A 12,752-nucleotide genomic window follows, 5' to 3' on the forward strand; every position below is an offset into this window, starting at 1 on the left:
TCAGGTTAAGGGTGATTAAAAGACTGACTGAAAACGCGTCAGCTCAACCTGCACTGACTTCACCTGGGTGTAACTCTGTAAGGTCATCAGGCCATTCTCACGGCCAATACCGGAGTGCTTGTAGCCTCCGACCGGCATCTCTGCGGCCGATTCACCCCAGGTATTGATCCAGCAGATGCCGGCTTCAATCTGGTGAATGACGCGGTGCGCACGGTTGAGATCCTGCGTCACCACTCCGGCAGCCAGGCCATATTCGGTGTCATTGGCGCGGCGGATCACTTCCTCTTCGCTGTCATAGCTCAGGATCGACATCACCGGTCCGAAGATCTCTTCACGCACAATCTTCATCTCATCACGGCAGTCGGTGAAGACGGTGGGTGCCACCCAGGCCCCCTGATCGAAGTCGCCGCCGGTCAGGCGTTTGCCGCCGCACAGCACGCGTGCGCCTTCAGCGATGCCCGATTCGATGTAACGCATCACGTTGTCGCGATGAGTGAAGCTGACCAGCGGACCAAAATTGGTGGCCGGGTCGCGCAGATCGCCAGCCCTGATGCGGGCAACGCGCTCGCTGATTTTTTCCTCGAAAGCCGCCTTCAGCGACGCGGGGACAAAGACGCGGGTGCCGTTGGTGCAGACCTGACCGGAGCTGTAGAAATTCGCCATCATGGCGATGTCGGCGGCCAGATCGAGGTCGGCATCATCAAAGACGATCAGCGGAGATTTACCGCCCAGCTCCATAGTGACCTCTTTCAGGGTTGATCCTGCGGCATTGGCCATCACCTTTTTGCCGCTGACGACGCCACCGGTGAAGGAGACTTTGTCGATACCCGGATGTTCGGTCAGCAGCTGACCGGTGACTGCGCCGAGGCCTGGCAGCACGTTGAAGACCCCATCCGGCAGGCCCGCTTCGCTGTAGATTTCCGCCAGTTTCAGGGCGGTGAGCGGGGTCACTTCACTCGGTTTAAAAATCATCGCGTTACCCGCGGCCAGCGCAGGCGCGGATTTCCACAGGGCGATCTGAATCGGGTAGTTCCAGGCGCCAATCCCGGCCACCACGCCCAGTGGTTCGCGGCGGGTGTAGACAAAAGAGGTGTCGCGCAGGGGGATCTGCTGGCCTTCGATGGCAGGGATCAGCCCGGCGTAATATTCCAGTACGTCTGCACCGGTGACGATATCGACAGCGGAGGTTTCGCTGTAAGGTTTACCGGTGTCGAGCATCTCCAGCTCGGCCAGCTCATCGTTACGCTGACGCAGAATATCGACGGCGCGGCGCAGAATGCGCGAACGCTCCATCGCGGTCATCGCGGCCCAGACCTTCTGGCCTTTTCTGGCGGCAGCAACGGCGCGATCGACATCTTCCTGGCCGGCGGCATGAACCTCTGCCAGTACGTCGCCGTTGACCGGATTGATCGTCTGGAACGTTTCGCCAGACGCTGCGGCCACATAGGCGCCATCGATGTAGAGTTTCTGCTCGTTGAATCGGGACATGTTTTCTCCTTCCGTTATTCGTGCTCGCCAGCCAGTTGCTGACGGATGAACTGGGTGGTCAGTGTGCGGGCGATGACCGGGTCAAAAGGCTTACCGCTCAGCGCTGCGCGCAGCCACAGACCATCTATCAGGGCGGCCAGGCCATGCGCGGCCAGACGCGCTTTTTCCAGCGGCAGCTGACGCCGGAACTCCACCGCCAGGGTGGAGTAGAGCCGCCGGCTGCTGACCCGCTCCAGGCGGTTGAGCTGGGGCTGATGCATGCTGCTTGACCAGAAGTCGAGCCAGGCTTTCATCGCGGCGCTGTGCACCTGGGTTTCATCAAAATTCCCGTCAACGATGGCACACAGTCGCTGTTCAGCCGGGGCATCGGCCAGCGGCCGTAACCGCGTCAGAACCGCTTCGCGCAGCTGCCGCGTCACATCACGCATCGTGGCTTCCAGCAGGCCGTTCTTATCTTTGAAGTAGTGACTGATGATGCCGGTAGAAACCCCCGCCCGCCGGGCGATCTGGGCGATAGTGGCATCATTGATTCCGACTTCGTTAATCGTACTCAGGGTCGCATCAATCAGTTGCCGACGTCGTATCGGCTGCATCCCTACTTTTGGCATAGCTCCGCTCCGGCTCCGCCCTCAAATTGAACCCCTATTTAAACTTTTTTGATTGCACGTTCAATATAAAAAGAAATTTTGTTAGTGTAGTGTTCTTTAAATGTAGCGTAAGCGAAACGGCAATGAGTGCTAAGCTCACTGTCAGCCGTTACGCTTAAACAGGAAGTGACAGAACGATAGGAGGCCGCACGGCCTGAACACCCCGTGAGCGGCAAATGTTATCCATTGCGTATTTTCAGGATATTAACCAGAGGTAATCGATGAATAATCCACCTGCCGGTGAAAAAGACAGACTCAATCCCGTTGTATTTTATACCTCTGCCGGATTGATTCTGACGTTTTCACTTGTGACGATTCTCTACAGTGAACTGGCCGCGAGCTGGATCCTCAAGGCGGTTAACTGGGTCTCCGCCACCTTCGGCTGGTACTACATGCTGGCTGCCACGCTCTACATTGTCTTTGTGCTCTACATGGCCTGTTCGCGCTTTGGCTCGATCAAGCTGGGGCCGGAGCACGCCAAACCGGAATTCAGCATCCTCAGCTGGTCCGCCATGCTGTTTGCCGCCGGGATCGGGATCGACCTGATGTTCTTCTCGGTGGCTGAACCGGTGACGCAATATATGCAGCCGCCGGAAGGGGCGGGGCAGACGCTGGAGGCGGCCCGTCAGGCGATGGTCTGGACGCTGTTTCACTATGGCCTGACCGGCTGGTCAATGTATGCGCTGATGGGGATAGCGCTGGGCTACTTCAGCTATCGCTATAACCTGCCGCTGACCATCCGCTCCGCGCTCTATCCCATCTTCGGCAAACGCATCAATGGCCCGATTGGTCACACCGTCGATATCGCCGCAGTAGTGGGTACGATCTTCGGTATTGCGACCACGCTCGGCATCGGGGTGGTGCAGCTTAACTATGGCCTGAAGGTGCTGTTTGATATCCCGGAAGGACTGACCGCGCAGACCGCGCTGATCATCCTCTCGGTGGTGATCGCCACCATTTCGGTGACCTCCGGCGTGGACAAAGGTATTCGTATCCTCTCCGAGCTCAACGTGGTGATGGCGCTGGGGCTGATCCTCTTCGTGCTCTTCTTCGGCAACACCGAATTTCTGCTGAATGCGCTGGTGCTGAACGTGGGGGACTACATCAACCGCTTCATGGGCATGACGCTCAACACCTTTGCCTTTGATCGTCCGACACAATGGATGAACAGCTGGACGCTCTTCTTCTGGGCGTGGTGGGTGGCCTGGTCGCCTTTTGTCGGCCTCTTCCTGGCGCGTATCTCACGCGGTCGTACCATCCGCGAGTTCGTGCTCGGCACCCTGATCATTCCCTTCACCTTTACGCTGCTGTGGCTGTCGGTATTTGGTAACGCCGCGCTCTATCAGATTATTCATGGCAATGCGGGCTTCGCTCAGGAGGTGATGAATCATGCAGAGCGCGGCTTCTACAGCCTGCTGGCGCAGTATCCGGCCTTTAAACTCAGCGCCTCTGTCGCGACGATCACCGGTATGCTCTTCTACGTCACCTCTGCAGACTCCGGATCGCTGGTGCTGGGGAACTTCACCTCACGTCTCAAAGACATCAACAGCGATGCGCCCAACTGGCTGCGTATCTTCTGGTCGGTGGCGATCGGGGTTCTGACCCTGAGTATGCTGATGGCGAACGGCATCTCGGCCCTGCAGAACACCACGGTGATCATGGGTCTGCCGTTCAGCTTTGTAATCTTCTTTGTGATGGCGGGGCTCTATAAATCGCTGAAGATTGAAGATCACCGTCGCGCCAGCGCCACGCGTGACACCGCGCCCTACCTGGCTCACGCCACCGATCGCCGCACCTGGAAAAAGCGCCTGTCGCGGCTGATGAACTATCCGGGGTCGCGTTATACCCAGCAGATGATGGAAAAAACCATCTATCCGGCGATGGAAGAGGTCGCGAAAGAGCTGGAGCTGCGGGGTGGCCGGGTGTCGCTGGAGAGCGTCGCGCCGGATGCGGCCAACCCGATCGGCTATCTGGATCTGCGCGTTCATCTGGGCGAAGAGCAGGACTTCATCTATCAGGTCTGGCCGCAGCAGTACTCGATTCCGGGCTTTACCTATCGCGCCCGCAGCGGTAAATCGACCTACTACCGGCTGGAAACCTTCCTGATGGAGGGCAGCCAGGGTAACGACCTGATGGACTACAGCAAAGAGCAGGTGATCATCGACATTCTGGATCAGTACGAGCGGCACCTGAACTTCATCCATCTCAACCGTGAGGCTCCGGGCAGCAATATCAGTTTCCCGAGCGCCTGATGCGAGGCCCGTCCGCACACTGCGGGCGGGCTTTTTTTTTGCCGTCAGCGGCAGGCAATGCCGCGCCGGACGCGGATATCGACTATCTTTAGGGCTTAACTGGCCTGATGCCTGAAGGTGTAGACAGGGAGTCATATGGGAAAAATATTCAGTACGTTTCTGCCGCTCTACACCACCACGCTGCTGATGTTGCTGGGCTCCGGTCTGCTGACCACCTATGTTTCACTCCGGCTGGCGAGCGAGCAGGTGAACGGGGCGCTTATCGGTGCCATCATCGCGGCAAACTATATTGGTCTGGTGATTGGAGGCAAAGTCGGGCACAACCTGATCGCCCGCGTCGGCCATATCCGCGCCTATGTCGCCTGTGCCGGGATCATTACCGCCTCGGTGATTGGCCACGGGCTGACCGACTTTATTCCGCTGTGGGTTTTTCTGCGTCTGATCATCGGGCTATGCATGATGTGCCAGTACATGGTGCTGGAGAGCTGGCTCAACGACCAGGCGGAATCCTCTCAGCGCGGCATGATTTTCGGCTTATATATGGTCGCGACCTATCTGGGGCTGAGCGGCGGTCAGATGGTGCTGAGCCTGCAGAGTGGCTTTGGCGTGAGTACGCTGCTGATCGTGGCGCTCTGCTTCGCGCTCTGTCTGGTGCCGATTGCGCTGACTACCCGTACCCACGTCAGGCCCATGACCCCCGCGCCGATGGAGCTGGGCTACTTTATCCGCACCATTCCCAAACTGCTCGGCACCACGCTGGTGACCGGCATGGTAATCGGGGCGTTTTACGGGCTGGCGCCGGTTTACGGCAGCAGCAAAGGCTTCACCACCAGTCAGACCGGCTACTTTATGAGCCTGACGATTTTTGCCGGTCTGGTTTCACAGTTCCCGCTGAGCTGGCTTTCCGACCGCTACGATCGTCAGCGGCTGTTATTTATCATCGCGCTGCTGTTTGCCGTCTCCTGCGTGCCGCTGATTATGCTGCCGCATCTTACCTTCCACTGGATGATAGGCATCGCCTTTGTGGCCAGTATGATGCAGTTCGCGCTCTATCCGCTGCAGGTTGCGCTGGCGAACGATCAGGTTGCCGCCGAGCGACGGGTGTCGTTAACCGCCTGTCTGCTGATGGCGTTTGGGATTGGTGCCAGCATCGGGCCGCTGGTGGTAGGGGCGCTGATGCAGCCGCTGGGCAGCAATATGCTCTATCTCTTCTTCGCCGTCTGCGCGCTGGTGACGTGCGGGCTGAGCTATGTGCGAACGCCACGTCCACTGCCGACAACCGAAGTGCCGCTGCCGCATGTGGTGATGCCTGATAGCCTGGCAACCTCACCGCTGGGTGCAGCCCTGAACCCGACGCTGGAAGAGGAGGTTATTCAGGCGTCAATGGGCGGTCAGGAACCGGAAGAGGAGAGCGATGAATCTGAAGAGCAGCCAGAAGCCGGGGAAGAGCCGGACGACCGCGCCACGGATAAGACGCAGCCCTAGCGCCGGGCCACAGTCTGCACCCTTGAGGCAGAATGTCCCGATCTGACCCCACTTTGTCTCTCCGCTGACTCGACAGCCGGGCCGCCACACGCGAAGCTGACGCATCATCCTGACAGGAGTGCCGCCATGCCTGAAGTTCGCCCCCGCTGTGAACGTTGTGACTGTGACCTGCCGCCATCTTCCCTGGCGGCACGGATCTGCTCATTTGAATGCACCTTCTGCGCGGAATGTGCCGAACACCTGCAGCATCGTTGCCCCAACTGCGGCGGAGAGATGGTGCGCCGCCCGGTGCGTCCGGCGGTGAAACTGGAGGCGTATCCGGCGAAAACGCGCCCCTGATCTGCCGCGGGGCCTGCCCGCTTTCCCACTGCGCTGCCGTTGCTTGTGTCGGTGCAGAGGCGGATCTGGCTATACTGTGCAGAGGCTTTAGCGACGCAGGCGGAGGATCAATGTCTTACCAGTTTCTGGAGGGGTCAGCGTGGCGGCATATCTGGGTCGTGGGCGATCTGCACGGCTGCCGCGCTGAACTGGATGCGCGGTTACAGCAGCATCAGTTTGATCCGCAGCAGGACCTGCTGATTGCCGTGGGTGACCTCATCGATCGCGGGCCCGACAGCCTGGGGTGCCTGGCGCTGCTGAAGCAGCCCTGGTTTCGCAGCGTGAAGGGCAACCATGAGGAGATGGCCCTGTCGGCGTTACAGGGTCACGAAAAGCAGCGCTGGCAGATGAACGGCGGCGGCTGGTTCTGGCGGCTGCGCGGCAGTGCTATCATTTCGGCGCGTCACGCGTTGCTGCGCTGTCGCGCTCTGCCGCTGATCGTGCATTTACAGCTGGGGGCGCGCACCGTGGTGATTGCCCATGCGGATTACCCGGCCGCGGAGTACGCCCTGGATAAACCGCTGGACTGGGAGCAGGTGGTCTGGAGCCGTCAGCGGCTGGAGGCGCTTCAGTCCGGCGCAGAAAGCGGCATCCACGGGGCAGATGCCTTTTATTTTGGTCATACGCCGCTGAAGGAGCCGCTGACGGTGGCCAATCTGCACTATATCGATACCGGTGCGGTGTTTGGCCATCATCTGACGATGGTTCAGCTGCAGTGACTTCAGCGGAACAGACGCCCGTCCCGCACCAGCTCGCGGGGGTAGCTGTTCTTGATACGGCTGCCGACTCTCTTTGCCAGCCCCAGCGGCTGCTGCTGATAAGTGACAATCATCTCATTACCGGCGGGTTCGCTTTCCGGATAGATATCCCGCCCGCGATACCACTCTTCTGCCTCTGCTGACGTCAGTTCGAAGGCGTGCTTCGCATCCGGTTGCGCCAGCGCGATGATCGCCTCATGCTGCCAGCGATAGCCTTTCGCGAAGGTTTCAGCCAGCTTCAGGCCAATTCTTGAGAAACGCACTCTGCCCAGCAGCGGGGTGACGGCCGCCGGGAACAGCCAGATCTCTTTATCACGCTGCCACAGCACCAGCGAATCGTCCCAGCGGAGTGAGACGGCGGCGGCGGCCTGAATGATGTCGCTCTCCAGCTTACGGCTGACGTGCGAGAAGGGCAGCTTGCCGACTTTATAGCCCGGTGCAGGCAGCGGATCGACCGACGCGGTTTTGCGCAACCGGGCCACAAAAAAGCCTTCGCTGTCGAACATCTGCGGGAAAACGTGCAGATAACCCTCTGGCGTCGCGGCCTGCTCCGCCCCCGCAAACAGTTCGTTGAGCGGCAGGATCTCCACGGCGTCGGGGTAACGCTGCAGCAGCCAGGCGATGACCTGCTGATTCTCAATCTGATTCAGGGTGCAGGTCGAGTAGACCAGCGTGCCGCCCGGTTTAAGGGCATGGAAGGCGCTGTCGAGCAGGTCGCGCTGGGTGGCGGCAATCTCTTCTGTACTGGCCAGCGACCAGTTTCTCAGGGCATCGGGATCTTTCCGCATCACCCCTTCGCCTGAGCAGGGGGCGTCAAGCAGGATGGCGTCAAACTGTTCCGGCAGCGCAGGACCGAAAACCCGGGCGTCGAAATGTGTCAGCGCACTGTTGGTGACGCCGCAGCGGGTAATATTGGCGTGCAGGACTTTCACCCGGCTGGAGGAGAACTCATTGGCCAGAATGATCCCCTGATTGCCCATCCTGGCCGCAATCTGGGTGGTTTTTGAACCCGGTGCCGCCGCCATATCCATCACGGCGCTGACCGCGGTCTGAGCGTCGAACAGGGCGGTGACCGGCAGCATGGAGCTGGCTTCCTGAATATAGAACAGGCCGCTGAGGTGTTCCGCGACGCTGCCCAGTGGCAGGCTCTCATCTTCCCGGCTGATCCAGAATCCCTCTTCGCACCACGGCACCGGCGTAAGCTGCCACTCATAGTCAGCGGTGAGACGCAGGAAGTCAGCCACGCTGATCTTCAGGGTATTCACCCGCAGCGTGCGGCGCAGCGGCTGCTGACTGATGGCGAGGAACTGCGCAAAGCTGGCCTCATCAGGCAGGCTCTGGCGCATTAAAGAGAGAAAATCGGCGGGGAAAAGCGAAGCAGCATCTGACACGGGCACATTCCAGTTAAGGCAAAGGCGGCAGTGTATCATGCAGAAAGGAAACGGGCAGCCAGGCTGTCCGTCTCAGGAGGAATAAGTCTGGCGCGGTTTTGAGCAGAGGCATACAGGCCGCTGAAAACGTGAAGCGATGGGAGCATACGCCCGGAGTAAAGCATAGCGGGCCAGGTATGGTCCGCGCTGAGCCCGCCAGGGATGGCGGTTTTTGCGTCTTTGCGGAGGGCGTATGCTCCCTGAGCCTGCTCGATGCAAAGCAACCAGGCGGGCAGCATCAGACTGCCCGCCTGACCTGACTTAGCGCGGGGACGGAATCGCCGTTCCCCAGTTGCGCCAATCCTTCGGCGCTTCATCCTGCAGCAGGAAGTGTTTATCCGGCGTCGCCTGCGGCGCCAGCGGCACTGTTGGCGGGGTGGCAAACTGGATGCCGCCGCGAATAAACTGCTGGAAGGTGCCGGTTTTCACCACGCCGCCAATCAGACCGAAGTCGAGGTTGTAGCCGGACGCCAGCCAGAATACCGAGTTATTCCGCACCAGATGCTGATACTTCTTGCTGATACGCAGGGCAATCTGCACGCGATCCGCCATATTGCCCAGCGACGTGCCGGTCACGGTGCCCACTTCCACGCCGCGGAACAGCACCGGGGTGCCCAGCGACAGCGAACCGGCTTCGGTGGCATCAACGTAAATATTCAGGCCATTCAGGTAGCGCGAATCGGTAATGGTGCTCTCCTGCAGCTCAAAGGTGCGCACGGCACCGCCTTTGCCCGGGTCCACGTTAACGTAAGGCTGCAACAGCGTTTCCAGATGATTCACACCCGTTGCGGAAATCTCTGGAGAGACCACCGAGAAACGGCTGCCGAGGCGGGCAAAATCATCCACATATTCGGGATAGAGCACCGCTTTGGCGACGACCTGATTGTTATCTTTACTGAGAGATAGCGACTCCACCTGGCCGACATTGATGCCCAGGTAACGAATCGGCATCCCGGCTGAGAGCTTGCTGGCGTCATAGGTGTGCAGGGTAATCTGACTGCCCACCGCGCGGGCGGCGGTTTCAGACGGGTAGAGCACACGCTTGACCCCTTTGGCCGACTTCGCACCGGTCATGTTGTCGAAGCTGATGGCACCTTTTAGCGCCCGGTTTAACGGCGATGCCTGAACTGTCAGGCCGCTACCGTTAAGACTGACGCGGGCGCCGCCCTCGGCCCAGAAGACGCTTTCGCTGGTCAGCAGCTTGCGATACTCCGGCTGGATGTGCACCGCAATATCAAAGGCGTCAGCGCGCGGCGTGACTTTCACAATCTCACCGACCTGAAACTTGCGGTACAGCACCACCGAACCCGCCTGCACGTCAGGCAGACTGTTGGCGGTCAGCGTCAGGGTGGTGGAGGGGCCATCACCGGTAATGCCTTCTTCCGCTTTTTCCGCATCGGCAAACAGCGGATAGGCGGTTTTCGGCTCGCCTTTCCTGCCCGGCTCCAGCCGGATGCCGCCATCGACCCATTCACGGGCGCTGGCACCTAACACCTGCATTCCGTCGAGACCAAATTTCACATCGAGCCGGCTGTTGACGATAAATTTGCTGTCCCCATGCACCAGGCTGCGATTCTCAGGATTCACCGCGACCACGAAATTGACGCCATTCTCATCCAGAGAGCGCGACATCACCTGACCGATCTGCATGCCGTGCAGCATCAGCGGCTGCCCCTGATCGATACCGTAGCTCTCCGGCGCACTCAGTCTGACCGTCAGCACGTTGGGTTTCTGCAGCAGCGTCTCATTTGACGCCAGCACGGTGTAGTGCTGCTGCGGCTCACCTTCGCCGGGAACCAGTTCCAGCGTGTTACCGGTCAGCAGCGCACTGAGGCTGGTATCGGTCAGGCTGATTTTCGGGCTGTGCATCTCAATGCGGGTGCCGCTGCGCATCAGACCGACCACTGACGGATCAATCGTCAGCTCGCCGGTCACCTTGCCGCCATCCTGCAGGTTGAGCTTAGTCAGCGTGCCGACCTCCAGTCCCTGATAGATCAGCGGCGTGCTGCCCGCTTTAAGGTTATTGCCGTTGGGCAGATCCAGGGTAATCAGCACGCCGCGCTGACTGTGCGCCAGGTCAGGGTAGAGCCGGTAGTTCTGCTCCGCTTTAGCCTCTCCGGCATTTTCCGGGGAGTCAAAGGCAATCGCGCCATTCACCAGCGCCGCCAGGCTCTCCAGCTGCACTTTGGCACCGCTCAGGCTGACATCAGCATTGACGCCGGAGACGTTCCAGAAGCGACTGTTGGTTTTCACCAGATGGGTGAAGCGACGGTCAATCAGCACATCAATCGCCACCCCGTCGGATTTGCTGTTGATGTTGTAGTCATAGACCCGGCCAACCGGAATCTTGCGGTAGTAGACCAGCGAACCGGTGTTAAGCGAACCGAGATCGGGGGCATGCAGATGGATCAGCAGTTCGCCGGTGTTCACCCGATATTTCGGCTGGGTATCGAGCGCGGTAAAGGCCTCGCTGGGTTTCCCTTTGCCGGGCATCATCCCGATATAGTTACCGCCGACCAGCGCATCCAGTCCCGACACGCCAGCCAGTGAGGCTTTCGGCGTCACCAGCCAGAACTGGGTGTCTTCACGCAGCGCGTCGCGCATATCGCTCTTGATGCTGGCTTTGATCTGAATGCGGCGATAGTCGTCGCTGAGATTAATGCCCTGCACGGTGCCCACTTCCACACCCTGATAACGGATCGGGGTACGGCCAGGCACAATCCCATCCGCCGTCTGGAAATTGATGGTGATGGTGGTGCCGCGCTCCTGGTAGTTGGTCCAGAGCAGCCAGCAGGCGATCAGCATCGCAATAATCGGCAGCAGCCAGAAGGGCGAAACTTTACGCTTATTGCGCAGCGTGGCGTTAGTCGGTGTAGTCGGCGTTTCCTGTTGCATGTGCATCCCAGAGCAGGCGGCTGTCCAGCCACTCAACAGACATAATGGTCAGGATAACGGCGGCGCCAAAAAAGAGCGCCGCCGGTCCCATGGTAAAAGCCAGCAGCTGATCGCGATTGACCAGCGACATGGTTAACGAAATGACAAACAGATCCAGCATTGACCAGCGGCCAACCCAGGTGACAAACCGCAGTAACCGGATGCGGGTGCGCAGCCCCTGTTCACAGCGGAAATGGATGCTGAGCAGCAGGGTCAGCATCACCAGCACTTTGGTAAAGGGCACCAGAATACTGGCGATAAACACAATCGCGGCGACCGGCACATTGCCTTCACCCAGCGACAGAATGCCCGAGAAGATAGTGTCCTCACGCCGTGATCCGTTGAGGTACACCACGGAAATTGGCAGCAGGTTCGCCGGAATCAGCAGCACAATCGAGGCAATCAGCGCCGCCCAGGATTTTTGCAGGCTGTGGCGGCGACGGAAGTCGAGCGGTGTGTGACAGCGCGGGCAGCGCCCCCGTTCGTCCGGCAGGCCGGTATGGTGACAGTTCAGGCAGACCTGCATCTCGTCACGCGCCATATTGCCGGGCTGCTGCGGATAGAAATGCTCCCACAGCTGCTCCATGTTGAGATGGATCAGCGTCAGCACGCTCAGCACCGTCAGGGCGATGTAAGCCGCCAGCCCATACCCAATCTCCAGCGAAGCATAGTCCTGCACCTTAATCGACGCCACGGCAATGCCGATCAGGTAGATATCGAGCATCACCCACTCTTTCAGCTTCTCCAGCATCAGCAGCACGGGCCGCAGGTTCATGCCCAGCCGGTGACCGATACCGAGATAGCAGATGCCGGCCACCAGGGTGATCGGCGCGCCCAGGGTGCAGAAGGCCACCATTGACGCCGTCAGGACATCTCCCTGCTGCGTCATCTGAATCACGCCTTCGAGCACGCTGGCATTGATGCGCATCCCCAGCAGACGGATATCCACCAGCGGCAGGGAAAACGCAAACGGCATCAGCACCATCATGGTGGCGGCCATAGCCATCAGACGTGTCATCGACCAGTCGTGACCGCTGACTATCCGGGCGTTGCAGCGCGGACAGTAGGCCGCCTGATGCGATTTCACATCCGGTAAGGAAAAAAGGGTATCGCATTGCGGGCAACGCTGATAACGTGCGTGAGGCAATGTCTGGCTGATAGCGTGAATTTTCATAGGGTGGTGCAATTTTCGCTCGTCAGAAGTAACAGATATCGGTCATTAAGACATTGTCTGTGTGCCTGTCTCGGGCATCACGCTTCGATCCACAGAATGCTAAGGTTATAGTAACTAACGCTATGATTCACCTTGTCGCTCTGGATAATTAAAACTTATTTTTAACGAACGGTCTCAATAAACCCGTTCAGATGTCATTGGTAACG

The 12,752-nt window shown here is 59.2% G+C and carries 9 protein-coding genes; 4 read left to right on the forward strand and 5 right to left on the reverse strand.

What is annotated here, in order from left to right; genetic code table 11:
• Positions 1-15: 15 nt before the first annotated feature.
• Together betB and betI are read right to left on the reverse strand one after the other, a co-directional pair.
• Positions 16-1,488: a betaine-aldehyde dehydrogenase gene (gene betB / locus S7A_RS08615; protein ID WP_009089781.1), complete on the reverse strand. Its 1,473-nt coding sequence runs from the start codon at positions 1,486-1,488 to the stop codon at positions 16-18.
• A gap of 14 nt (positions 1,489-1,502) precedes the next feature.
• On the reverse strand, positions 1,503-2,096 hold the full coding sequence (gene betI / locus S7A_RS08620; RefSeq protein WP_009089782.1) for a transcriptional regulator BetI: 594 nt from the start codon (positions 2,094-2,096) through the stop codon (positions 1,503-1,505).
• A 260-nt stretch (positions 2,097-2,356) separates the two neighbouring features.
• On the opposite strand from betI, the gene S7A_RS08625 reads away from it, so the two are divergent.
• From S7A_RS08625 to S7A_RS08640, 4 genes are all read left to right on the forward strand, one after another.
• Complete coding sequence (locus S7A_RS08625; protein ID WP_009089785.1) at positions 2,357-4,387, forward strand: choline transporter; 2,031 nt, start codon at positions 2,357-2,359, stop codon at positions 4,385-4,387.
• A gap of 135 nt (positions 4,388-4,522) precedes the next feature.
• Complete coding sequence (locus S7A_RS08630) at positions 4,523-5,872, forward strand: MFS transporter (protein WP_009089787.1); 1,350 nt, start codon at positions 4,523-4,525, stop codon at positions 5,870-5,872.
• 126 nt (positions 5,873-5,998) lie between these two features.
• Positions 5,999-6,211 (forward strand): DUF1272 domain-containing protein, encoded by a 213-nt coding sequence (locus tag S7A_RS08635; RefSeq protein ID WP_009089788.1) that lies wholly within the window; start codon positions 5,999-6,001, stop codon positions 6,209-6,211.
• A gap of 110 nt (positions 6,212-6,321) precedes the next feature.
• Positions 6,322-6,969, forward strand: a complete 648-nt coding sequence (locus tag S7A_RS08640) for a metallophosphoesterase (protein ID WP_009089790.1) — start codon at positions 6,322-6,324, stop codon at positions 6,967-6,969.
• A 2-nt stretch (positions 6,970-6,971) separates the two neighbouring features.
• Here S7A_RS08640 and rsmF read toward each other — a convergent pair whose 3' ends face one another.
• The 3 genes from rsmF to yebS all read right to left on the reverse strand — a co-directional run bounded on the left by rsmF (position 6,972) and on the right by yebS (position 12,546).
• Positions 6,972-8,405 carry a 16S rRNA (cytosine(1407)-C(5))-methyltransferase RsmF gene (gene rsmF, locus S7A_RS08645; RefSeq protein ID WP_009089792.1) on the reverse strand — a complete coding sequence of 478 codons (1,434 nt, stop codon included), beginning with the start codon at positions 8,403-8,405 and terminating at the stop codon, positions 6,972-6,974.
• A gap of 294 nt (positions 8,406-8,699) precedes the next feature.
• Positions 8,700-11,333, reverse strand: a complete 2,634-nt coding sequence (locus tag S7A_RS08655) for a PqiB family protein (RefSeq protein ID WP_009089795.1) — start codon at positions 11,331-11,333, stop codon at positions 8,700-8,702.
• Complete coding sequence (gene yebS / locus S7A_RS08660) at positions 11,302-12,546, reverse strand: membrane integrity lipid transport subunit YebS (RefSeq protein WP_009089797.1); 1,245 nt, start codon at positions 12,544-12,546, stop codon at positions 11,302-11,304. Before yebS ends, S7A_RS08655 begins: the two co-directional genes overlap by 32 nt.
• Between the last annotated feature and the right edge of the window lie 206 nt (positions 12,547-12,752).

This window comes from Pantoea sp. Sc1 (genome assembly GCF_000255315.1).
GTDB lineage: Bacteria > Pseudomonadota > Gammaproteobacteria > Enterobacterales > Enterobacteriaceae > Pantoea > Pantoea anthophila.